18 protein-coding genes and 1 pseudogene are annotated in these 22,528 nt (G+C 61.9%); 10 read left to right on the top strand and 9 right to left on the bottom strand.

What is annotated here, in order from left to right:
* Positions 1 to 346: 346 nt before the first annotated feature.
* Positions 347 to 1,625, bottom strand: a pseudogene (locus RTX98_RS10290) (Nramp family divalent metal transporter).
* A gap of 143 nt (positions 1,626 to 1,768) precedes the next feature.
* Between RTX98_RS10290 and RTX98_RS10285 the strand changes: the two are divergent.
* From RTX98_RS10285 to mgrA, 4 genes are all read left to right on the top strand, one after another.
* The gene (locus RTX98_RS10285; protein ID WP_312796412.1) at positions 1,769 to 2,200 is read left to right on the top strand and encodes a Fur family transcriptional regulator; all 432 of its coding nucleotides are present in this window, start codon (positions 1,769 to 1,771) and stop codon (positions 2,198 to 2,200) included.
* 108 nt (positions 2,201 to 2,308) lie between these two features.
* The gene (locus tag RTX98_RS10280) at positions 2,309 to 3,319 is read left to right on the top strand and encodes a GSU2403 family nucleotidyltransferase fold protein (protein ID WP_312796408.1); all 1,011 of its coding nucleotides are present in this window, start codon (positions 2,309 to 2,311) and stop codon (positions 3,317 to 3,319) included.
* A 207-nt stretch (positions 3,320 to 3,526) separates the two neighbouring features.
* On the top strand, positions 3,527 to 4,942 hold the full coding sequence (gene gndA / locus RTX98_RS10275; RefSeq protein ID WP_312796406.1) for an NADP-dependent phosphogluconate dehydrogenase: 1,416 nt from the start codon (positions 3,527 to 3,529) through the stop codon (positions 4,940 to 4,942).
* Between the two features lie 94 nt (positions 4,943 to 5,036).
* Positions 5,037 to 6,065: an L-glyceraldehyde 3-phosphate reductase gene (mgrA, locus tag RTX98_RS10270; protein WP_312796405.1), complete on the top strand. Its 1,029-nt coding sequence runs from the start codon at positions 5,037 to 5,039 to the stop codon at positions 6,063 to 6,065.
* Here mgrA and RTX98_RS10265 read toward each other — a convergent pair.
* Positions 6,062 to 7,975 carry a PAS domain-containing sensor histidine kinase gene (locus RTX98_RS10265; protein ID WP_312796404.1) on the bottom strand — a complete coding sequence of 638 codons (1,914 nt, stop codon included), beginning with the start codon at positions 7,973 to 7,975 and terminating at the stop codon, positions 6,062 to 6,064. The two genes, mgrA and RTX98_RS10265, sit on opposite strands and share 4 nt — an antisense overlap.
* Positions 7,976 to 8,275: 300 nt before the next feature.
* Here RTX98_RS10265 and gyrB point away from each other — a divergent pair, with 300 nt between their 5' ends.
* The 4 genes from gyrB to ligD all read left to right on the top strand — a co-directional run bounded on the left by gyrB (position 8,276) and on the right by ligD (position 14,827).
* The gene (gyrB, locus tag RTX98_RS10260; protein WP_312796403.1) at positions 8,276 to 10,714 is read left to right on the top strand and encodes a DNA topoisomerase (ATP-hydrolyzing) subunit B; all 2,439 of its coding nucleotides are present in this window, start codon (positions 8,276 to 8,278) and stop codon (positions 10,712 to 10,714) included.
* Position 10,715: 1 nt separating this feature from the next.
* Positions 10,716 to 11,270 carry a DNA-3-methyladenine glycosylase gene (locus RTX98_RS10255; RefSeq protein ID WP_312796411.1) on the top strand — a complete coding sequence of 185 codons (555 nt, stop codon included), beginning with the start codon at positions 10,716 to 10,718 and terminating at the stop codon, positions 11,268 to 11,270.
* Between the two features lie 93 nt (positions 11,271 to 11,363).
* Positions 11,364 to 12,242: a Ku protein gene (locus RTX98_RS10250; protein ID WP_312796401.1), complete on the top strand. Its 879-nt coding sequence runs from the start codon at positions 11,364 to 11,366 to the stop codon at positions 12,240 to 12,242.
* A 2-nt stretch (positions 12,243 to 12,244) separates the two neighbouring features.
* Complete coding sequence (gene ligD / locus RTX98_RS10245; protein ID WP_312796399.1) at positions 12,245 to 14,827, top strand: DNA ligase D; 2,583 nt, start codon at positions 12,245 to 12,247, stop codon at positions 14,825 to 14,827.
* Between the two features lie 3 nt (positions 14,828 to 14,830).
* Here the strand turns inward: ligD and RTX98_RS10240 are convergent, their stop codons facing one another.
* Positions 14,831 to 15,649, bottom strand: a complete 819-nt coding sequence (locus RTX98_RS10240) for a Ku protein (protein ID WP_312796397.1) — start codon at positions 15,647 to 15,649, stop codon at positions 14,831 to 14,833.
* Positions 15,650 to 15,856: 207 nt separating this feature from the next.
* Between RTX98_RS10240 and RTX98_RS10235 the strand changes: the two genes are divergently transcribed.
* Together RTX98_RS10235 and RTX98_RS10230 are read left to right on the top strand one after the other, a co-directional pair.
* Positions 15,857 to 16,246 carry a DUF305 domain-containing protein gene (locus RTX98_RS10235; protein WP_312796395.1) on the top strand — a complete coding sequence of 130 codons (390 nt, stop codon included), beginning with the start codon at positions 15,857 to 15,859 and terminating at the stop codon, positions 16,244 to 16,246.
* Between the two features lie 169 nt (positions 16,247 to 16,415).
* Positions 16,416 to 16,613 (top strand): hypothetical protein, encoded by a 198-nt coding sequence (locus tag RTX98_RS10230; protein ID WP_312796393.1) that lies wholly within the window; start codon positions 16,416 to 16,418, stop codon positions 16,611 to 16,613.
* Here the strand turns inward: RTX98_RS10230 and RTX98_RS10225 are convergent.
* The 6 genes from RTX98_RS10225 to RTX98_RS10200 all read right to left on the bottom strand — a co-directional run bounded on the left by RTX98_RS10225 (position 16,610) and on the right by RTX98_RS10200 (position 22,459).
* Entirely contained in the window at positions 16,610 to 17,170 is a 561-nt protein-coding gene (locus RTX98_RS10225) for a DUF934 domain-containing protein (protein ID WP_312796392.1), read from the bottom strand. The genes RTX98_RS10230 and RTX98_RS10225 overlap by 4 nt on opposite strands.
* A 21-nt stretch (positions 17,171 to 17,191) precedes the next feature.
* A complete protein-coding gene (locus RTX98_RS10220) occupies positions 17,192 to 17,959 on the bottom strand; it encodes a phosphoadenylyl-sulfate reductase (RefSeq protein ID WP_312796391.1) in 768 nt (255 codons plus the stop codon).
* Positions 17,934 to 19,604: a nitrite/sulfite reductase gene (locus RTX98_RS10215; protein ID WP_312796390.1), complete on the bottom strand. Its 1,671-nt coding sequence runs from the start codon at positions 19,602 to 19,604 to the stop codon at positions 17,934 to 17,936. The genes RTX98_RS10220 and RTX98_RS10215 overlap by 26 nt, the downstream gene beginning before the upstream one ends.
* Before the next feature lie 25 nt (positions 19,605 to 19,629).
* Positions 19,630 to 19,947, bottom strand: a complete 318-nt coding sequence (locus RTX98_RS10210; protein WP_312796389.1) for a DUF2849 domain-containing protein — start codon at positions 19,945 to 19,947, stop codon at positions 19,630 to 19,632.
* Between the two features lie 17 nt (positions 19,948 to 19,964).
* Positions 19,965 to 21,398 carry a siroheme synthase CysG gene (gene cysG, locus RTX98_RS10205; protein ID WP_312796388.1) on the bottom strand — a complete coding sequence of 478 codons (1,434 nt, stop codon included), beginning with the start codon at positions 21,396 to 21,398 and terminating at the stop codon, positions 19,965 to 19,967.
* 311 nt (positions 21,399 to 21,709) lie between these two features.
* Positions 21,710 to 22,459: an SDR family oxidoreductase gene (locus RTX98_RS10200; protein WP_312796387.1), complete on the bottom strand. Its 750-nt coding sequence runs from the start codon at positions 22,457 to 22,459 to the stop codon at positions 21,710 to 21,712.
* Between the last annotated feature and the right edge of the window lie 69 nt (positions 22,460 to 22,528).

Raw genomic sequence — 22,528 nt, 5'->3', positions numbered from 1 at the left:
GAGCCGCAGCCGCAAGGCCGCTCGCAAGCTCGCCCAGCGCGAAGGCCTGATCGCAGCGCCGAAGAAGAAGCTCCGTGAGCCCCGTCCGGGCCAGGGCGGTGCAGGCCAGGGCGCAGCACCGAGCGCCGGCCGCGCATAAAGCGCTTCATATCGTTGAATTGAAACCGCGCCGTTGGATCTCCAGCGGCGCGGTTTCTTTGCGTGTTGAGCGGCACGGTCTGTAGATCGCCAACTTATCGGCTTTGACCTGCGCCCTTTCTCGCAAGCACACCTCACCGCAAAAGCAAAAACCGCACCGTTGGATCTCCCACGGCGCGGTTTTCTTACTTGGCGGTGACCGGCGATGTTAGCCGATCACGAAGTCGAACAGCAGCTTCACGTTCAACAGCGCGATGATGATCGCGATCAGGTAGGCGCAGACCGACAACCAGCGCGGCGCCACCAAGGCGCCCATCTTGGTCTTGTCGGCCGTGAACATCACCAGCGGAAACACCGCAAACGACAGCTGCAGGCTGAGCACGACCTGGGTCAGGATCAGCAGTTCGGCCGTGCCCGCTTCGCCATACCAGACCGTGACCAGAGCTGCCGGAACGATCGCAATGGCGCGCGTGATGAGGCGGCGCAGCCAGGGTGCGAATTTCAGTTGGAGGAAGCCCTCCATTACGATCTGACCGGCGATTGTCGCCGTCACCGTCGAGTTCAAGCCGCAGCACAAGAGTGCGATACCGAACAGGGTCCGCGCCAGTGGTTCGGCCGGTAGCATGAAACGCCGCTGCTGCCAGGATCAGGATTGACGCGTTGATCAACAGCGCGAACATCAAGGCGACCGTGGAATCGATCGTGGCAAAGCGGATCGCCTGCCGCTTCTCGGGCAACGTGTCGCCGTAAGCGCGGGTCTGCACAATGCCGGAATGCAGATACAGATTATGCGGCATCACGGTCGCACCGAGAATGCCCAATGCGAGGTAGAGCATTTCGGGGTTGGTCACGATCTCGGTGGTCGGCGCAAAGCCGCGGATCACCTCGCCCCAATTCGGGTCGGCCATGGCGATCTGAATGCCGAAACACACGGCGATGACGCCCAGCAGCGCAATGATGAAGGCTTCCACCCAGCGAAAGCCGAGCTTCTGCAGGTACAGGATCAGGAACACGTCGAGCGCAGTGATCACGACGCCGATTTCGAGCGGAATGCCGAAGATCAGATTGAGGCCGATCGCCGTGCCGATCACTTCCGCGATGTCGGTGGCGATGATGGCGATTTCAGCCAGCGCCCAGAGCGTGAAGGCGACCGATCGCGGAAAGGCATCGCGGCAAGCCTGCGCGAGATCGCGGCCGGAAGCGATGGCGAGACGCGCGCAGAGCGATTGCAGCACGATCGCCATGATGTTGGACACCAGCGCCACGGTCAGCAGTGTGTAACCAAACTTCGATCCACCTGCGAGCGAGGTCGCCCAGTTGCCGGGGTCCATGTAGCCGACCGCAACAAGGTAGCCGGGACCGATGAACGCGAAGGCTCGTTTCCAGATGGGGCCATGCCGTCTGACCGGCACGCTGCCGTGAACATCGGAAAGCGAAAGCTCGCCGCCGGATTTGCGCCAGCCGGTTGCCGTGTTGGGTGCGTCCATGGAGGGTCTTCCAGTCAGAAGTGCCGTATCGCACTCCATCTAGATCAGGCCTCCCCATCCGTCAATGCAGTTGCAAATCATTTGCAATAAGAAGCCAGATGACAATTTTTGCAACTGGCGTCGGAGTACCGCATAATGGCGGCATGACTGAACCAGTGATTCACAAGCGGGACTATGAAGGCGAGTTGAAGCGCGCCGGCGTGCGATTGACCCGGCCGCGACGCGTCATAGTCGGCCTGCTCACGCAAACCGAAGATCATCCCGACGCGCTGGAAATCTTCCGCCGCGCTTCCGCGATCGACCCGAGCATCTCGCTCTCGACTGTTTATCGCACGATGAAGCTGCTCGAAGGCCTCGGCGCCATCCACCGCCACGCCTTCGAGGGCGGCCCCTCGCGCTTCGAACAAGCAGGCGGCGATCACCACGACCACCTGATCGATCTCGACACGGGTGATGTCATCGAGTTCAAGTCGGAACGGATCGAAGCCCTGCAAGCCGAGATCGCCGAGCGTCTCGGCTATGACATCGTCCATCACCGGCTCGAGCTTTACGGAAGAAAGCGGAAGGCTGTTTGAGCAGACGGGAAAACCTTCCGCTCCCTTCACAATTCCGAAGCTCCCTTGCCTAGCAATTTTCATTTTTGATTGGCATACTGTGCCTATCAAAATCTGGAAATGATAGGGATGATGTCTCTCGGCAGCATTGCGATGAGCGCCTACACCGATCTTGTGAGACTGTTGAGAGACGATGCAGTCTCCAGCATCAAGGGCAAACCGACGCTGAAACAGCGCGGCAATAAGGCCTACTGGTATGCGGCGCGCCGTGTCGGATCAGAGATGCGCTTCTTCTACATCGGCGAAGACAGCGCCGAGACGCGCACGCGCATACACCGCATTGAGGCGCTGCACGCGACAGCAAGAGAGCGCCAGGCTGAGCGGGCGCGGCTGGTCCGTCTGCTGCGGGCAGAGGGTTTGACACCGACAGATAGGGCGACCGGGTCCATCTTGTCCGCCATGGCAGACGCCGGGACGTTTCGGCTCGGCGGCACAATGGTTGGCACGAACGCATTCCGCCTGTACGAAGGCGAGCTTGGCATCCGCTTGCCGTTAGGCGGAATGGCAAACACCGGCGACATCGATGTTGCCCAATTCGAAAAGCTCAGCATCGCATTGGAGGATCAGGTCGACCCCGGCTTGGTTGAAACGTTCGCGGCGCTGAAGTTCGCCCCTTTGCCGGGGCTAGACCCACGTCATACCTGGCGCTGGGCTCAGGGTGGCAGTGGCCAGTTGGTCGAGTTCCTCACGCCGGCGTTCGGTGAGGAAACCATCCGCGACCTGCCCGCTTTAGGCGTCAACGCACAGGCGCTGAACTACCTCAATTTCCTCATCGCCGAGCCGATCCACGCTGCGGCCATCTACCGAGCCGGCGTTCTGGTGCAGGTGCCTCGCCCCGAACGGTATGCGATCCACAAGCTGATCGTCGCCGATCGTCGGCGTGAAGGTGACGGGAGCTTGAAAGCATCGAAGGACAGGGAGCAGGCTGCGTTTTTGATCGAAGCGATGGCCGAAGACCGGCCTGGCGATCTGCTCTGGGCCTATCGCACAGCAATAGCGGTTGGCCCCCGCTGGCGCGAACACCTAGCGAACTCCCTGATGCGTATGCCCGACACCAGGAACATCCTGCAGAGCCTCTAGGGCACGTTCGGTGGTGGTGAGGATGGGCACGACAACTTCAACCGAAAGGCACTCGGCCAACCCATCCATCGCAATCGCGCATAGCTCCTGCCCGATGCGGCTGGTTGACGCGGCCGTGTCGATGACCAACATCCGCTAACTCCGACCTCGACCCTTGCTGGCGTCCCCATTGCTGGCGTCCCTTGGCCGGAAACATAGGAGACAGCCATGGAAGCGGAAATCGGCCTGATCGGGCTCGGAACAATGGGCTCCAATCTCGCCCTCAACATCGCCGAAAAAGGTCACGACATCGCGGTCTTCAACCGCACGACGGCCAAGACCGGCGCATTCTTTGAAGCGGCCGGCGAGCTTCGCTCCAACATCATTCCCTGCACCAGCCTTGAAGAATTCGTCCAAGCGATCCGCCCGCCGCGCCCCATCATCCTGATGATCAATGCCGGCCAGCCCGTGGACGACCAGATCGAGGCGCTGAAGCCGCTGCTGTCGCACGACGACATCGTGATCGATGCCGGCAATGCCAATTTCCGAGACACGATGCGCCGCAATGGCGTGCTTGACGGTACCGGGCTGAACTTCATCGGCATGGGCGTGTCCGGCGGCGAGGTCGGCGCGCGGCACGGGCCTTCGATCATGGTGGGCGGCGCGGAAGCCTCCTACAAGCGCATCGAACAGGTGCTGCTCGACATTTCCGTCCAGTATGAGGGGCAGGCTTGCTGCGCCTGGCTCGGCGAAAACGGCGCCGGCCATTTCGTGAAGACCATCCATAACGGCATCGAATATGCCGACATGCAGATGATCGCCGAAATCTACGGCATCATGCGCGATGGCCTCGGCATGGCGCCGAAGGACATGGCGCCGGTCTTCGCCGGCTGGAACGAAGGCCGGCTGAACTCCTACCTGATCGAGATCACCGCCGCCGTGCTCGACACCGAAGATGCCGAAACCGGCAAACCGATCGTCGACATCATCCTCGACCGTGCCGGCCAGAAAGGCACCGGACGCTGGTCGGCCATCGAGGCGCAGCAGCTCGGCATCCCCGCCACCGGAATCGAAGCGGCGGTAGCCGCGCGCAGCCTGTCGGCGCTGAAAAACGAGCGCGAAGTCGCCGAAAAGGCTTACGGCTCGCTCGGTGAGGCGCTGAAGCGCGACGCGGCCCTGCTTGAGGATCTGGAACTGGCACTGCTGGCCGGCAAGATTGCAGCCTATGCGCAGGGTTTTGCGGTGATGAGCGGCGCGTCCGCGGATTACAAGTGGAACCTGCCCCTGCCCGAGATCGCCCGGATCTGGCGCGCGGGCTGCATTATCCGCTCGCAGTTCCTGTCCACCATCGCGGATGCATTTGAAGGCGCGGACAAGGAAACCAACCTTCTGGTCGTGCCGGCCTTTGTGGAAATGATGCGCGGAGCGCAAGCCGGTTTGCGTCGGGTCGTCGCCCGCGCAGCTGCTGCCGGACTTCCCGTCCCGGCACTCTCTTCGGCTTTGTCTTATTTCGACATGTACCGTCAGGGTCGCGGCACGGCCAACCTGATTCAGGGCCAGCGCGATTATTTCGGCGCCCATTCCTTCGAGCGCATCGACAAGCCCGGCGCCTTCCACGGGCCTTGGGGTATCAGCGCAATTTGATTGCGCGTGGGGCATCAGCGCGATTAAACGACGGCCCGGCTGGTCTTCGCTCGTCAAACGGCTACATGCGTGATCGACCCCAGGGAGATCGCGCATGACCTACAAGCCCGCCGAGACGCGTTACGACGCCATGATCTACAACCGGTGCGGCCGCTCCGGTTTGAAGCTGCCGGCCATTTCGCTTGGCCTATGGCACAATTTTGGTGAGGACACGCCTCATCAGACCAAGCGCGCGATCTGCCAGCAGGCGTTCGATCTCGGCATCACCCATTTCGACCTCGCTAATAATTATGGCCCGCCGCCCGGTTCGGCCGAAACCGCCTTCGGCGAGATCCTACGCACCGACTTTGCCGGCTTCCGCGATGAACTGATCATTTCCTCCAAGGCCGGCTGGGACATGTGGCCGGGGCCATACGGCAATCTCGGCAGCCGCAAATATCTGCTGGCCAGCCTCGACCAAAGCCTCGCCCGTATGGGTCTCGATTACGTCGACATCTTCTATTCACACCGCTTCGATCCCGATACGCCCTTGGAAGAAACGATGGGCGCGCTCGATCAGGCCGTGCGTTCAGGCAAGGCACTTTATGCCGGCATCTCGTCCTACAACTCCAAGCGCACACGTGAAGCGGTGGCCATTCTGCGCGATCTCGGCACGCCCCTGCTGATTCATCAGCACGCTTATTCCATGCTCAATCGCTGGGTGGAGGATGATGGCTTGCTGGACACGCTGGACGATGTCGGCACCGGCTCGATCGTGTTCACGCCACTGGCGCAGGGCATGCTGCCGGACAAATACATCTCCGGCAAAGCGGAGGGCGGGCGGGCGGCACAGGGCAAGTCGCTCAATCCCAACACGCTGAGCGAAGAGAACCTCGCCCACATCCGTGCTCTCAACGAGATCGCCAAGCGGCGTGGTCAGACGCTGGCGCAGATGGCGCTCGCCTGGGTGCTGCGCGGCGGCCGCGTGACCTCCGCGCTGATCGGCGCCAGCCGGCCGGAACAGGTGGTGGACTGCGTCGGCGCACTCGGCAATCTCGACTTCACCGCCGAAGAACTGGCCGAGATCGACCGCTATGCGGTGGATGCCGGCATCAACCTTTGGGCAAAGTCGGCCGAGCTTTAAGCACTCGCTTTCGGCGACACGTAGATCCGCGTCAGACTGCGCATGGGAATGGATATCGCCATGCGCAGGCCATCCGGTGCGAAGGTCGGGATCAGCGTCCCGCCCATCTGGGCGTTGACGCTGAGCGCCATCAGTTTGGTGCCGAACCCCGACGGCGTCGTGGGTTCCGCCACCACCGGTCCGCCGCTTTCGATCCAGTCCATGTGGTAGGTTTCGCTATCCTGATCGACCCGCGTTTCCAGCGTGATCGATCCGGTGTTGTTGGCCAGCGCTCCGTATTTCGCGGCATTGGTCGCCAGTTCGTGGAACAGCAGCGCCAACGGCGTAGCGGCGCGGTCATCGATCGGGACATCCTCGCCGCGGAAGATCAGCCTTGTCGCATCCGTGCCGTAAGGCGAAAGCAGGTCGGCCACCAGCGCATGCATCGTGGTGTCCACGCCGGCCACGCGCGACACATGGCTGTGCGGCCTCACGAAGTCATGAGCGCGCCCCAAGGCTGCGATGCGCTGGCGCAACTCGCCGACAACCGGGGCCATTTCCGGATATTGACGGCCCGACAAGGACACCAGGCCGGTCAGCACTGCGAAGATGTTCTTGATGCGGTGGCTGAGTTCCTGCGCGACGATCTCGCGTTCCACCGCCGCGATCTTGCTTTCATGAATGTCCGTGCAGGTGCCGAACCAGCGCATGATCGTGCCGTCGGCCTCCCGGATCGGCAAAGCGCGCCCCAGCGTCCAGCGATATTGCCCGGAGCGATGGCGCAGCCGGTATTCGATTTCGTAGGGGTCGCCGGTTGCCAGGCAGTGGCGCCACTGCTCCCACGCCCGCTGCTGATCCTCGGGATGGAACACGCCATTCCATTCCTCGCCATCGGTGGAGCCTTCCGGCATGCCGGTGAACTCGTACCAGCGCGCGTTGTAATAATCGTGATAGCCGTCGGGGCGCGTCGACCACACCATCTGCGGCATCGTATCGGCGATGGCGCGAAACCGCGCTTCACTGTCGATCAGCGCCATTTCCGTTGATTTGCGCTCGGTGATGTCGACCGTGACACCCGGCAGCCGCTCGGCCTTGCCGTCCTCGCCCGGAAACACACGGCCGACAGCCAGCACCCAGCGCTCGATGCCTTGGCGGTCCTGAACGCGATATTCCACGCGCACTGGGCCAAGCTCCTGGATGGCACTGTCGATTGCCTGTTGGAGGAGCGGCCGGTCAGCGGCGTTCACGCCGGCAGTGAAATCGCCAAGCGGAGCGCCGCGCGCGGCCGCTGCGGGATCGACGCCGTAAAGCTCGGCAAAGTTGCGGTTGGCGACGACCTGATCCCTGCGGATGTCCCAGTCCCAGGTGCCGACAATGCCGGCCGCATCGAGCGCAAAGGACATGGTTTCGCGACTGGCGGCGAGCTGCTGTTCGGCTTCCACCCGCTCCGTGATCTCGTTGACCATAACGAGGCCGCCAAGCACCTCGCCGGAGCGTTCGGTGATCGGGATATATTCGAGGTCGAGCCAAAGATCCTTCAACTCGCCGGTGCGGTTGAGTTGGAGCTTCATGCCCTTGTAGCCGAAGGTCTCGCCCTGGCTCAGCCGCCGGACATTCTCCCGGTTGAAGTCGGCGATTTCTGGAAAGGCCTGCGCGGCAGGAATGCCAATCAGGCTCTTGTAGCGCGGCCCGGCAAAGGCAGCATAAGCGTCGTTGAAGATCAGCAGGCCTTCGGGGCCGATCAGCAAGACCATCGGCGTATCGGAAGACAGCATCAGGCGCACCGTGGTGCCGATCGTTTCCGGCCATGTCCCGATTGGCCCCGAGCTCGTTGTCGACCAGTCGAAGCGGTCGATCAGGTCATGCATGAAGCTGGTGGCAAGGTGCTGCGGCAGCTTGGTGCGGTCGTTGGCGATAATGCGGTTATGCATGAAGTCTCGTCGAACGGGTTGCGGCTTCGGGCTCAAAAGGATCATGCGCGAGAGCCACGCCGCCCGGGGTCACGATGAACGCCCAAGCGGGTGTCGCGTTCCGGCAGGCAATTGCCGGGTTTTCCTCCTCCTGATCCTCCTCCTGCCACAGGATAGAGCCGGCTGTGCGAAAGTCCCGTCACGAAGTGGAAAAAGCCGCACAAAACCCTATATTCTCATGACATTCAGAAGCGATTCGCCACACGAATTTGCAATGCGCGCATTGCGCCGAATTCCGACGGCCTCGAAGCGGAAGTATTCATGTCTGACCAGCCCGAAACAAACGGCGTTCAAGCCGAATATGGCGCCGATTCCATCAAGGTCCTGAAGGGCCTGGATGCCGTGCGCAAACGGCCGGGCATGTATATCGGCGATACCGATGACGGCTCGGGCCTGCATCACATGGTCTACGAGGTCGTGGACAATGCGATCGACGAGGCGCTGGCCGGGCATGCCACGCTGGTCACGGTGACGCTGAACGCCGATGGCTCCTGCACGGTCACCGACAACGGGCGCGGCATTCCCACCGACATGCATGAGGAAGGCGTTTCTGCCGCCGAAGTCATCATGACCCAACTGCATGCCGGCGGTAAGTTCGACCAGAACTCCTACAAGGTGTCGGGCGGTCTGCACGGCGTTGGCGTTTCGGTGGTCAACGCGCTTTCGGTGTGGCTGAAGCTCAAGGTGCGCCGTAAGGGCAAGATCCACGACATCAGCTTCACCCATGGCGTGGCCGACGCGCCGCTGGAAGTCACGGGTGACGCCGGCGACGAGACCGGCACGGAAGTCACCTTCCTGCCCTCGTCCGAAACCTTTACCATGGTGGAGTTCGATTACAACACGCTGGAACACCGGCTGCGCGAACTCGCCTTCCTGAATTCCGGCGTCCGCATCCTGCTGACCGATCGCCGTCCGGCCGATGTGAAAACCACCGAGCTGATTTACGAAGGCGGTTTGGAAGAGTTCGTCAAATATCTCGACCGCGCCAAGAAGGCGCTGATCCCCGCGCCGATCGCCATCAAGGCCGAGCGCGACGGCATCACGGTGGAAGTCGCGATGTGGTGGAACGACAGCTACCATGAAAACGTGCTGTGCTTCACCAACAACATTCCGCAACGCGATGGCGGCACGCACCTTGCCGGCTTCCGTGGCGCGCTGACGCGCCAGGTGACCGGCTATGGCGACAGTTCCGGCCTGACCAAGAAGGAAAAGGTTTCGCTCACCGGCGACGATTGTCGCGAAGGCCTGACCGCCGTGCTTTCGGTGAAGGTGCCGGATCCTAAATTCTCGTCGCAGACCAAGGACAAGCTGGTGTCCTCGGAAGTGCGGCCGGTGGTGGAAAGCCTCGTCAACGAAGCGCTCGGCACCTGGTTGGAAGAGCATCCGACTGAAGGCAAGGTGCTGATCGACAAGGTGATCCAAGCTGCGGCAGCACGCGAAGCGGCCCGCAAGGCACGCGAAATGACGCGCAAGAGCACGCTGTCGATCACCTCGCTGCCGGGCAAGCTGGCCGATTGCCAGGAACGCGATCCCGCCAAGTCCGAAATCTTCATCGTCGAGGGTGACTCGGCAGGTGGCTCGGCCAAGGGTGGCCGTTCGCGCCAGAACCAGGCGATCCTGCCGCTGCGCGGCAAGATCCTCAATGTCGAGCGCGCCCGGTTCGACCGCATGTTGTCGTCCGAAATGATCGGCACGATGATCACCGCGCTGGGCACCGGCATCGGCAAGGACGAGTTCAACGCCGACAAGCTACGTTACCACAAGATCATCATCATGACGGACGCCGACGTCGATGGCGCCCATATCCGCACCCTGCTCCTGACCTTCTTCTTCCGCCAGATGCCGGAGCTGATCGAGCGCGGTCATCTCTACATCGCCCAGCCGCCGCTCTACAAAGTCACGCGCGGCAAGAGCTCGCAATATATCAAGGACCAGCCGGCCTTCGAGGACTACCTGATCGACAACGGTCTAGACGAAGCCACGCTGAACCTCGGTTCGGGCGAAGTGCGCGCCGGCGGCGATCTCGACTCCGTCGTGCATGACGCCTTGCAGGTGCGCGGCCTCATCAACGGCCTGCATTCCCGCTACAACCGCATGGTGGTGGAACAGGCAGCGATTGCGGGTGCCTTGAAGCCGGAACTGCTGGACGATCTCGGCCGCGCCAACGCGCTGGCCGAAGAGGTCGCCAAGCGCCTCGATGCCGTCTCGGAAGAAACCGAACGCGGCTGGACCGGCCGGACCAACCCGTCCAACGAAGGCACCGGCGGTTTCGTGTTCGAGCGCACCGTGCGCGGCGTGAAGGAAGCCGCTGTGCTCGATGCCGGCCTGCTAAGCTCGGCCGATGCCCGCGCCATGGACCGCTTCGCCGAGCGTCTTGGCGAGATCTACAAGACCCCGCCGGTTCTGCGCCGCAAGGACATCAACGAGATGATCAGCGGCCCGCTGCATCTCCTCGACGTCGTGTTTGCATCCGGCCGCAAGGGCCTGACCATGCAGCGCTACAAGGGCTTGGGCGAAATGAACGCCGAGCAGCTGTGGGAAACCACGCTCGACCCCAACGTCCGCTCGCTGCTCCAGGTCAAGGTCAACGACGCCACCGACGCCGACTCCCTCTTCGCCCGCCTGATGGGCGACGACGTCGAACCCCGCCGCGACTTCATCCAGGACAACGCCCTGTCGGTGGCCAATCTGGACGTTTGATCTGGCTGCCGAACTCAATCTCTCCTTCTTCGCGCGACCGGCTCTTACAGTCGCGCCGGATCTGATCGGCTGCCTCTTCGGCGTCGGCGAAGCCACCGGCGTCATCGTCGAAACGGAAGCCTATGAGCCGGACGATCCGGCGTCGCACTCCTTTCGCGGCCAGACCCTGCGCAACAAGGCGATGTTCGGTTCGCCGGGTACCGCTTACATCTATCGCTCCTATGGCATTCATTGGTGCTTCAACATTACCTGCCTTCCCGGCAGCGCGGTGCTGCTGCGCGCGATCGAGCCGACTGGGGGTCTTCACCTCATGCGGGAACGTCGGGGAATGGACGCCTTGCGGTTGCTGTGTTCGGGGCCGGGCAAGCTGTGCCAGGCACTCGGCATTGACATCACGCTCGATGGTCGGACGCTGGATCAACCACCCTTCACCTTCCGCCATCAGGCGCCGGCTGGCTCGCTTGTCGCCGGTCCTCGCATCGGCATCACCAAGGCGGCCGAGCAGCCATGGCGCTTCGGCCTGAAAGGCTCAGCCTTCCTGAGCAAACGATTCTAGGATCAGCAACCGTTTCCATTCAGGTGGGCAACATCTTGGAACGATTCAACTTCTCCGTCTTTCTAGAAGGAAGACGCGTAGGAGTTTGGAAACGTGGCACCGCGGGCAAACTGGAAAGGCTTCCTCAAGGTCGGGGCGCTGAGCTGCCCGGTGGCGCTTTATACGGCGGTCTCGACCTCCGAGCGCATCGCCTTCCACACGCTCAACCGCAAGACCGGCAACCGCGTCCATCGCCAATTCATCGATGCCGAGACCGGCAAGCCCGTCGAAAAAGACGACCAGATCAAGGGCTACGAGGTCAATCAGGGCGATTACATCACGCTGGAACCGGATGAGGTCGCAAGCGCGGTGCCAGACAGCGACAAGACGCTCGCCGTTGAGGCCTTTGTCACCTGCAGCGACATTGACGATGTTTACCTCGACCGCCCCTATTACCTCGCCCCAGCCGACAAGGGCGCTCAGGAGGCCTTTGCCCTGATCCGCGGAGGCCTCGCCAAGTCCAAGTCGGCGGCCTTTGCCAAGACCGTCTTGTTCCGCCGCGTCCGCAACCTCCTGATCCGCCCGCACAATGACGGGCTGATCGCGACGACGCTGAACTTCGACTACGAGGTGCGGTCTGCGAAGGAAGCTTTTGCGGATATGTCGGACACCAAGATCGCGGGGGAGATGCTCGATCTCGCCAAGCACATCATCAACACCAAATCCGGCAAGTTCGATCCCAAGAACTTTGACGACCGTTATGAATCGGCTCTCGCCGAACTGGTGAAGGCCAAGATGGAAGGTCGCGACTTCAAGGCTGCCAAGCCGAAGGCGCCCGCCAAGGTCGTCGACCTCATGGATGCTCTGCGCCGCAGCGCCGAAGGTGCTGGCGCCAAGGCCGCGCCTAAGAAGACCACTACCAAGAAGGCTCCTGCCCGCAAACCCGCTGCGGCCAAGCGCGCCAAGGCCGAACCGCAGCGCAAGGCGTCCTGATCATGGCGCTCGAGGACTATCACAGCAAGCGCAACTTCGACCAAACCGCCGAACCGCGCGGCGGCAAGGTCAAGAAAGCCTCCGGCAACAGCTTCTGCATCCAGAAGCATGATGCCACCCGCCTGCATTACGACTTCCGCCTCGAACTCGACGGCGTGCTAAAAAGCTGGGCGGTGACGCGGGGTCCGAGCCTCGACACATCCGAGAAGCGGCTGGCTGTTCAGACCGAAGACCATCCGCTGGAATATGGCGACTTCGAAGGCACGATCCCGCAAGGCGAGTATGGCGGCGGGACGGTTCTGCTCTGGGATAGGGGAACCTGGAAGCCGACTTACGATCCGCACAAAGGTCTCGCCAAGGGTCATCTCGAATTCGAGCTGGAGGGCGAAAAACTCTCCGGGCGATGGCACCTCGTGAAGATGCCGCGACGGGCCCGCGAGAAGCGCGACAACTGGTTGTTGATCAAAGCTGATGATGCTTTCGCCAGGTCGGCGGACGACGGCGACATTCTCGAAGAGCGGGAAAAATCGGTAAAAACCGGGAGAAATCTGGATGAAATTGCCGGTGAAATGCCGGGATGGTCGTCCAAAACGGGAAAAATAGAGCGCAAAATTCCCGAAAAATCCGCCTCTGCGAAGCCAAAACGGACACGTTCCACGAAGGCAGCGGAGCCGTCGAGCGCGCCTTCGATCAAAGGCGGAAAGCAGGCCGAACTCCCCGACTTCATCCCGCCGGGTTTGGCGACGCTGGTTGCGAAGGCACCGAGTGGAAAGCGCTGGATCCACGAGATCAAATTCGATGGCTACCGTCTGCAAGCGCGGATCGATCACGGCAAGGTCAAGCTTATGACCCGTACCGGGCTCGACTGGACGGCCAAGTTCGGCGCAGCTGTGGTGGATGCACTGAAGGCCTTGCCTGCCGAAACCGCCCTGCTCGACGGCGAGCTGGTAGTGGAAACGCAGAGCGGCACGTCGGATTTCTCCGCGCTGCAGGCCGATCTCAGCGAAGGCAAAAGCGACCGCTTCATCTATTATGCCTTTGATCTCATGCACTTGGATGGTCAGGATCTTACCGGCGCCAAGCTGATCGATCGCAAGGCTGAGCTGGAGCGGATCGTCGGCTCGGAAGGCGGCGTGGTGCGCTATTCCAGCCACTTCACCGTGGAAGGCGAGGTGGTGAAGGCGCATGCGTGCAAGCTCAATCTGGAAGGCGTCATATCCAAGATCGCGGATGATCCCTACCCCGCCGGACGGTCGAAAAGCTGGGTGAAATCAAAGTGTTCTAGCCGGCAGGAGTTCGTCATCGCCGGTTATGTGCCGTCCACCGTGGACAAGCGGATGATCGGCTCGCTCGTGCTTGGCGTCTATGAAGATGGCGACTTGCAGCATATCGGCCGCGTCGGAACGGGTTATAGCCGCAAGGTGGCCGGCGAGTTGTTCAAAAGGCTCGATGCAATCAAAATTGCCAAGAGCCCTTTCCCCGCCAAGCTGCCGGCGGAAGCGCGGCGCGATGTCGTGTTCGTGGAACCGCAGCTTGTTGCCGAGATCGAGTTCCGCGGCTGGACCGGCGACCACAATCTGCGCCATGCCTCGTTCCGCGGTCTGCGTGAAGACAAGCCGGCGGCGGAGGTCGTCAAAGAGGAACCGATCGCGACCGTAAAGGCCGAAGAAACAAAGGTTTCGCGGAAACCTGCCGCGCTTCCCTCAAGCGTCAAGCTGACCCATCCCGAGCGCATCTATTGGCCCGAAGACGGCGTCACCAAAGAAGGCCTCGCCAACTACTACGCGGAAGTCTGGCGATCCATGGCGCCCTTCGTGCTGAACCGGCCACTGGCCTTGCTGCGTTGCCCCGACACGATCCACGGCCAATGCTTCTTCCAGAAGCATGTCTGGCGCGGCGCCAACAGGGCAATCAAGCTGTTCAAGGATCCCAAGGATGAAGCGGACGAAGAACCGCTGGTGATGATCGATGGGCTCGATGGATTGATCGGCCTAGTTCAGGCCGGTGCGCTGGAAATCCACCCCTGGGGCTCGACAGTCGAGGCATTGGAACAGCCGGACACGATCATCATGGATCTCGATCCCGGTGAAGGCGTGAGTTGGGAGCGCATCTGCGATGGCGCGCGTGAGATCAAGGAGCGCATGGAAGCGGTCGGCCTCGCAGCCTTCGTGAAGACGTCTGGCGGCAAGGGCCTGCATGTGGTGTCGCCGCTGACGCCCAAGGCTGACTGGGACACGGTGAAGGCCTTTACCAAGCAGATGGCGGAAGCCATGGCGGCCGACAGTCCGGACGAGTATGTTTCGGTGATCACGAAATCCAAGCGCACCAACAAGATCCTGGTGGATTATCTGCGTAATGGCCGCAACGCCACGGCGGTAGCCGCCTATTCCTCACGCGCAAGAACCGGTGCAGCGGTGTCAATGCCGATCGAATGGGATGAGCTGGGACCTGAGATCAGCCCGGCCGGCTTCACCGTGGTGAATGCGCCTGATCATGTCGCCAACCGAAAGCGGGATCCGTGGGGCGATTTCCTGAGCGCCGCGCGACCGCTGCCAGCCACCAAGACAAGGGCCAGGAAGCGCTAGCTTTCAGCGCTTTTTGGCCGGCTTCTTCTCGCCTTCGGCTTCCAGGCTCTTCTTCAGCGCATCCATGATGGAGATGACGTTGGAGCCGGATTCCTGCGGCTCTTCCGCCTTCTTCTTCGGCTTGGCCTTGCGGCCCTTTTTCTTGGCTTCGATGATGTCGAGCAGCTTGTCCTGCACGGGGTCTTCGGCGAATTTCGGGGTCCAGTCTTGTGTACGCTCGCCGATGACCTTCTTGATCATCGTGAGCTCTTTGGTGTCGACCTTCTTCTCGCCGATACCGCCAAAGTAAGCGTCTTCGTCACGCACTTCGTCGCCATAATGCAGGGTCCACAAAATGATGCCCTTGTCGCGCGCTTCCAGCATCACGGCGCGCTCGCGGCGATACATCACCAGTCGGGAAATGCCGACCTTGCCGGTTTCGGCCATTGCGTCGCGGATCACGGAGAAGGCTTCCTCGCCGACCTCGTCATCGGGCACAAGGAAATGCGGCTTGTCGTAATAGATCCAGCCAATGTCTTCCTTCGGCACGAAGGTTTCGATGTCGATGGTGCGGGTGGAATCCAGCGCAACCGCGTCGATCTCGTCATCTTCCAGCATGACGAAATCGTCTTCGCCGCGCGGATAGCCCTTCACCTCGTCTTCGTCCGATACCGGCTTGTTGGTGACGGCATCGACATATTGCGTGGTGATGCGGTTACCGGTCTGGCGATTGAGCGTGTGGAACTTGACCTTGGCGTTCTCGGTCGTGGCCGGCGTCATCGCCACCGGGCAGGTGACGAGCGAGAGCTTGAGATAGCCCTTCCAGAACGAACGCGGCGCCATGGTTGAACTCCAGACATGAACAACAAGGACATGAACAACTCCAGGCAAGAACTAGCTGGCTTTGTTGCGGTTCCCTCAGCGCCACGGCGATCCGCAGCTAGGCGCAAAGCTCCCGGCGCGCGCCTGCGGCAGATTGTGCGTTGACCTTCCCCTTACTGGAAACCTTAGCCTCCGCCGATCATCAACGCTGCCCGCGAAGGTTCTCCCATGAAAACGCTTCCTCTTTCCCTTGCCGCTCTCGGCCTTCTTTCGCTGTCCGGTCTTGCTGTTGCTCAGGATCATTCCGGTCATATGTCCGGCCATGAAGGTCACACGATGAGCGAAGCGAGTGACGCCGATGCAGCCCCGTCCACGAAGGCGTTCGAGGATGCCAATGCGGCGATGCATGAGGCCATGGCGATCGACTTTACCGGCAGTCCCGATGTGGACTTCGTGCGCTCGATGATCCCGCACCACGAGGGGGCTGTGGCCATGGCCAAGGTCCAGCTGCAATACGGCAAGGATCCGGAACTGCGGAAGCTCGCCGAGGAAGTCGTGGCGGCGCAGGAACCTGAAATTGCCGCCATGAAAGCATGGGTGGCAAAAAACGCGAAGTAAGGTCTCGACCTATACTTATGTTCTTGTTTTGTGCTGAATTCCCAGACACTTATGGTGAATTCAGCATTTAAGTAAAATTTTACGCTGCCCCGCGCAAACTATGACTTGTCCGGCTTTTGCTGGAACCGTTCGAAAGTCATCGAGTTTCCCGAGTGTCAGGAGTAGCGGAATGATGACGCAGGCAAACACCAAGAAGGGCGTTGAGGTAGCGGGCGCTGCCAATCTGAGGCGGCAGATCCGCACAGAAACCAATAGCCGTTTTCTGCACAATCTCCCCGCCTTCAAGACGGAGCGCACGCTGCCGGACGATCTTGAAGTCCTGCTCGACCGCCTTGATCAGGCTGACCGGATTCGTCGCCTGAGCTAAGTTCGATTGCTGGCGGGAGCAACCCGCCGCCAGGAATAGCCGGCGCCTTTTTCTTCCGGCGTAACAGCGGGCTGGTAGCGCTGCTCGATGCCGCCCACCCGCCCTTCGGCCAGACGCTTCAAGGCCGTGGGGTTCGATACTTCGAACTCGGTGAAGCCCAGCCGCAGCATATGCGGGACCTGATCGATCAGCACATCGCCCGTAGCGCGCAACACGCCTTCAAAATCATATCGCGCACGCAGCAGTTCCGCCTTTGAGAAACTGCGGCCATCGCTAAACGCCGGGAACGACAGTGCCACAAGCTTCAAGTCGGGCAGGAACGGCACGAGATCGTCCAGCGGCTCGCCGGGCTGAACGGAGACACCGAGACGGCCGCGCAGGGAGGCGCGGCGTTCCTCATCGAGATTGAGGAAGGTCAGCAGCGGCAGGATCACGCCTGTGTTGGTATCGTCTGCTGCTCCGACATCGTCGCCATGGATCCAGGTATCGTCATCGCGGAACCCTCGCGGGGTCCACAAACGCCAGGCCGGCTTTTCTGGGGAAGTCGTGTCGGTCATGTCAGTTCCGGAAGCATGCGGTCAGAGCGTCGAAGAGGTCAGGGACGCATCGAGGCCGGAGAGGTGAATACCACATTCGGTCTTGGCCTGCCCCGCCCAGCGGCCCGAGCGCGGGTCTTCACCGGGCGCCACCGGCTGGGTGCAGGGAAAGCAGCCGATCGACAGGTAGCCGTAGGCAACCAGCGGGTTCTCGCGCAAGGCATGGGCGCGCATGTAAGCGGCCTGGTCAGACGTGGTCCAGCTTGCCAGCGGATTGATGCGCACGCGGCTGCCGACAGCCTCAAACACGGGAATGGCGTTGCGGGTGGAAGCCTGATGCCGCTTGCGGCCGGTCAGCCAGGCCTTGAAAGGTGCAACACCCCGCGCCATAGGCTCGACCTTGCGGACATCGCAGCATGCGTCGGTGCTGGTCTTGTGAAGCAGGCCCGTGGGATCTTCGACGGCGAGGCGTGTTTCGTCCGGCTGGACGATCTGCAGGTTGCTGAGGCCGAGATCGGCCGCGAGCGCATCGCGATATTGCAGGGTCTCGCCGAAGTGGTGGCCGGTATCGAGAAAGAGCACCGGCACTGATGGGTCCACGGTGGCGACGATGTGCAGGAGCGCTGCGGAGTCCGCGCCGAAGGATGACACGGCGGCCAGGCCATCCAGACCGAAGCGATCGAGCGCGACCTGGATGATTTCTTCCGGCTCCAAACGGCCGTAGCGGCCTTCCAACTCGGCTGCGACAGCAAGTGCCGAAACGGCCTCGTCGCGTTGGCCGGTCTCACGCTGCTTTTGCGTCAGCTCCATAAAGGGCCTCCTTGAAGGGTGCGGAGCCGACCCGGCGATACGCATCCAGGAAGCGCTCGGACGGATCGGTGCGCAGGCCGAGATAGGTGTCGACGATGGTTTCGATCGCATCGGTCACGTCTTCGGGCGCAAAGCCGCGGCCGATGATCTCGCCGATCGAGGTGTGCTCGTCGCCCGAACCGCCCAGCGTGATCTGGTACAGCTCGGCGCCTTTCTTTTCCACGCCGAGAATGCCGATATGGCCGACATGATGATGGCCGCAGGCATTGATGCAGCCGGAGATCTTGAGCTTCAGCTCGCCGATCTCGCGCTGTCGCTCCAGTGACGCAAAGCGGCGGGAAATATCCTGCGCAACGGGAATCGAGCGGGCATTGGCGAGCGCGCAGTAATCCAGACCCGGGCAGGCAATGATGTCCGAGATCAGGTTGGAGTTGGCGGTCGCCAGACCGATCTCAACCAGCGCGTCGAACACTGCCTTTAGATCGGCGCGGGCGACATGCGGCAGGATCAGGTTCTGCTCATGGCTGACGCGCAGTTCATCAAAGGCATAGCGCTCAACGATGTCGGCCACCGCATCCATTTGCGAGTCGGTGGCGTCACCGGGAATTTCGCCGATGCCCTTCAGCGAGATGGTGACGGCGGCATAATCGGGATTGTGGTGGGTAATGACGTTCTGGTTGAGCCAGGCCGCGAAATCGCGGCTGTCGAGCTGTGCCTGCTTGCACACCGCCTCGCCTTCAGGTCGGGCGAGCAGTTCCGGCGGCGCGAAGTAGGTTTCGATGGCGCGGATGTCGCTTTCGGGCAATTTCAGCTCGGTGTCGCGCAGGGCGTCGAACTCGGCTTCCACCTGGCGGGTCAGCTCTTCCGTGCCGGTTTCATGCACGAGGATCTTAATGCGTGCCTTGTATTTGTTGTCGCGGCGGCCGTGCAGATTATACACGCGCATCACGGCGGTGATGTAGGACAGCAGGTCCTTTTCGGGCAGGAAATCCCGGATCTTCTTGGCGATGATCGGCGTGCGGCCCTGACCGCCGCCGACATAAACGGAAAAGCCAAGTTCGCCGGCTTCGTTCTTCTTCAAATGCAGGCCGATGTCATGCACCTGTATCGCGGCACGGTCGCGCTCGGCACCGGTCACGGCAATCTTGAACTTGCGCGGCAGGAACGAGAATTCCGGATGCACCGACGACCACTGGCGCAGGATCTCGGCATATGGACGGGGATCGGCGACTTCGTCAGCGGCGGCACCGGCGAAATGGTCGGCGGTGACATTGCGGATGCAGTTGCCGGAGGTCTGGATCGCATGCATCTCGACGGTTGCGAGATCGCGCAGGATGGCCGGCATATCGGCCAGGGCCGGCCAGTTGAACTGGATGTTCTGGCGCGTGGTGAAGTGGCCGTAGCCCTTGTCATAGGTGCGCGCGATGTGGGCGAGCATGCGCAGCTGCTTCGACGACAGCGTGCCGTAAGGGATCGCGACGCGGAGCATGTAAGCGTGGAGCTGTAGGTAAACGCCGTTCATCAGGCGCAGCGGCTTGAAGGCGTCTTCGCTGATCTCACCGGCAAGCCGGCGCTGGACCTGGTCGCTGAACTCGGCGACCCGGTTGTTCACGAAGGACTGATCGAACTCGTCATAACGATACATGACAACGTGCTTTCGTGTGACGCCTTCAGGCGGCGGTGTTGGCGGAAGCGGCGCCGAAGCGCGCGGCCTTGCCAAAATGGAGATGGGTGGTCGGGCCGTTGGCGCGGATCTGTTCGCGCAGGCGGTTGGGACGAATTGCGCCATCGACCAGCGCGACGTCGATCAGGTTGACGTCCACGACCTCGTTATTGGCGAGCGCAGCCTTGCCGGCGGCATCCAGCCTGGCTTCGGTATCGGCATCCAGAGCACGCTCGGCGAACTGGATGTTCTCGACCCAGGAACGGTCGGCCGCCAGCCACACGGCTTCGCCGTCAACAAGGCGGTTCGCGGTCAGGATCTTCATGAGGCGTCCTTGGTCGGTCAAGCCGCCACCGGCGCCGGGATATGGGCGCTGAGCGGCGTGGATTTGTGGAAATTGGCGCCGGCAACCGCGTCGCCGATGATGGTCATGACGGGTCCGGTCAGATCCGTCCTTGCCTGCAGCGACGGGAGGTCGGCCAGCGTGCCATGGAACATGCGGCGCCCGGACTGGCTGGCATTTTCCACGACCGCGACGGCTGTGTCGGAAGCAAGACCGGCGGCCATCAGGCGCTCGGCGACATCGGCTGCGATGGAGCGCCCCATGTAAACGGCGACCGTCGCGCCTCCGATGGCGAGCTTGGCCCAGTCGGGCAGCACCTTGCCGCGCAGATCATGGCCGGTGGTGAAGACGATCGACGAAGACACGCCACGCAGGGTCAGCGGCAGTTCGAAATCGGCTGCGGCTGCGAAAGCGGAGGTAACGCCCGGCACGACCTCATAGGACACGCCGGCATCGCGCATTGCCTGCATTTCCTCGCCCGCGCGGCCGAAGATCAGCGGATCACCGCATTTCAAACGCACAACGCGCTTGCCGCCTTTCGCCAGTTCGACAAGGAGATCGTTGATCTCACCCTGGCTCCTGGAGTGGCAGCCCTTACGCTTGCCGGCGGCGATGCGTTCGGCATCGCGGCGGCCCATGGCAACCACGGCTTCCGGCACCAGCGCATCATGCACGATCACATCGGCCTGCATCAGGAGGCGCTGGGCGCGCAGGGTGAGCAGGTCCTCGGCACCTGGCCCGGCGCCGACGAGGGCGACATGACCGGTTATTTCATGGCGTTCCGCTAGCAGCGCATGGACGGCAGCGTGGGACGCATCGGCTTGGCCGCGCTCCAAGAGTTGCGCAGGCTTGCCATCAAAGAAGTCGGACCAGAACCGGCGGCGGGCATTACCCCTGGGCACGACATGCTCGACGCGGTGTCGATAGCTCGCAGCCATCGTCGCCAGGCGACCGAGCGAGGGGGGCAGCAGGGCGTCGATCTTGGCACGGATCATCTGCGCAAGAACGGGGCCGGCGCCTTCGGTGCCAATTGCTACGGCGACGGGTGCGCGGTTGATCAAAGCGGGCGTGAAGAAGTCGCAGAGGTCCGGACGATCCACGGCATTGACCGGCACGCCGAGTGCGCGCGCGAGATCAACAACGGCTCGATCGGCCTCTTTCTCGCCTGTTGCGGCGAACACCACGACGGCGCCGCGCAGGTGTTCGGCGGTTGGCTCAAGCGCCAGGTGCCGGACGGAGTTTTGTGCGATCCAGGCGGCGAAATCGGATTCCAGTTCAGGTGCGACTATCAACAGCTCGGCGCTCGACTGCACCATCAAACGGGCTTTCGCAAAAGCCTCATCCCCGCCGCCCGCGATCACCACGCAACGGCCGGCGACCTTCAGGAAAAAGGGGAAGGCATTCAGCTTTGTCGATTGGCTGGCAAAAGGCATGGCTTGGACTGCGCTGTTGATCTCTCATCATGCCAAACGAGCGCTCGAAATTGAAGGAACGGCCACGCCTTGAAAACGGATAATGTGGCAGTTATTTCTAGACACAAGGCCTTCGGCGCAAACTTCATCCAGAATTCAGCAGTAGCTTCTTAGGTGAGCGGAACTTCATGCTCCTAAGGCGGCGTGTTGGAATAAATGTGCCGCGTGCAGGCATGTTGATGGCATGTCGTTGCTCAGCCAGCCACCAAACAGTTGCTGGCACTGCAAAAATCAACCAAGGCCTGGCGTCAACTTAAGCTACGACCGACCGATCAGACGTGCTGGCCGCCGTTGATGTGGATTTCCGAGCCGGTGACGTAAGATGCCTGGCCGGAACACAGGAAGAAGATGATATCCGCCACTTCCGCCGTGGTGCCGAGACGACGCAGCGGGATCTGCTCGACGATCTTGTCGGTGCCAGGCGACAGGATCGAGGTGTCGATCTCGCCTGGCGCGATCGCGTTGACGCGGATGCCATGCGGGCCGAAGTCCGCCGCCATCTCGCGCGTCAAGGAGCCGAGAGCCGCCTTGGACGTGGCATAGGCAGTGCCGGCGAAGGGGTGAACGCGGGTGCCGGCGATGGAGCTGACGTTGACGATCGAGCCCTTTGCAGCCGACAACTCACGAAACAGGCCGCGCGCCAACATGATCGGCGCAAAGAAATTGACCTGGAACACATCGCGCCAGACATGCATCGGCGTTTCAATGGAGTTCATCCGCGCGCCGTCTTTCAGCTTGGGCGAAATGGCGGCGTTGTTGACCAGCGCGTGCAGCTCACCGCCATTGTCTTCCAGGCGATGGCGAATTTCGGCCACCGCGCTGCCGACATCTTCCGGATCGCTGAGGTCTATCTTGATGTGATCTTCCGGCCCCGACGGCCACGGGCAGTCTTCGGAAAAATCCTGCCGCGAACAGGTGATGACGCGCCAGCCTTCGCGCGAAAAGCGCTTCACGGTGGCATGGCCAATGCCGCGGCTCGCGCCGGTCAGCACAAGGGTCTTTCGGGTGTCAGGCTCGGCCATGATCGGGATCTCCAGAAGCCGCTATGTAGCGAATGACGGAGCGCATTGCGAGATGGGGTAACGCCGCTC

This window comes from Tianweitania sp., assembly GCF_032053605.1.
Lineage (GTDB): Bacteria > Pseudomonadota > Alphaproteobacteria > Rhizobiales > Rhizobiaceae > Tianweitania.
This window is presented reverse-complemented; position numbering and strand designations above follow the sequence as displayed.

Coding starts and splice junctions, on each gene's coding strand:
- RTX98_RS10230 (WP_312796393.1), top strand. CDS start 16,416: ATGATGACGCAGGCAAACACCAAGAAGGGCGTTGAGGTAGCGGGCGCT.
- cysG (WP_312796388.1), bottom strand. CDS start 21,398: ATGCCTTTTGCCAGCCAATCGACAAAGCTGAATGCCTTCCCCTTTTTC.
- RTX98_RS10280 (WP_312796408.1), top strand. CDS start 2,309: ATGATGTCTCTCGGCAGCATTGCGATGAGCGCCTACACCGATCTTGTG.
- RTX98_RS10200 (WP_312796387.1), bottom strand. CDS start 22,459: ATGGCCGAGCCTGACACCCGAAAGACCCTTGTGCTGACCGGCGCGAGC.
- gyrB (WP_312796403.1), top strand. CDS start 8,276: ATGTCTGACCAGCCCGAAACAAACGGCGTTCAAGCCGAATATGGCGCC.
- RTX98_RS10225 (WP_312796392.1), bottom strand. CDS start 17,170: ATGACCGACACGACTTCCCCAGAAAAGCCGGCCTGGCGTTTGTGGACC.
- RTX98_RS10235 (WP_312796395.1), top strand. CDS start 15,857: ATGAAAACGCTTCCTCTTTCCCTTGCCGCTCTCGGCCTTCTTTCGCTG.
- gndA (WP_312796406.1), top strand. CDS start 3,527: ATGGAAGCGGAAATCGGCCTGATCGGGCTCGGAACAATGGGCTCCAAT.
- mgrA (WP_312796405.1), top strand. CDS start 5,037: ATGACCTACAAGCCCGCCGAGACGCGTTACGACGCCATGATCTACAAC.
- RTX98_RS10285 (WP_312796412.1), top strand. CDS start 1,769: ATGACTGAACCAGTGATTCACAAGCGGGACTATGAAGGCGAGTTGAAG.
- RTX98_RS10220 (WP_312796391.1), bottom strand. CDS start 17,959: ATGGAGCTGACGCAAAAGCAGCGTGAGACCGGCCAACGCGACGAGGCC.
- RTX98_RS10265 (WP_312796404.1), bottom strand. CDS start 7,975: ATGCATAACCGCATTATCGCCAACGACCGCACCAAGCTGCCGCAGCAC.
- RTX98_RS10240 (WP_312796397.1), bottom strand. CDS start 15,649: ATGGCGCCGCGTTCGTTCTGGAAGGGCTATCTCAAGCTCTCGCTCGTC.
- RTX98_RS10210 (WP_312796389.1), bottom strand. CDS start 19,947: ATGAAGATCCTGACCGCGAACCGCCTTGTTGACGGCGAAGCCGTGTGG.
- ligD (WP_312796399.1), top strand. CDS start 12,245: ATGGCGCTCGAGGACTATCACAGCAAGCGCAACTTCGACCAAACCGCC.
- RTX98_RS10215 (WP_312796390.1), bottom strand. CDS start 19,604: ATGTATCGTTATGACGAGTTCGATCAGTCCTTCGTGAACAACCGGGTC.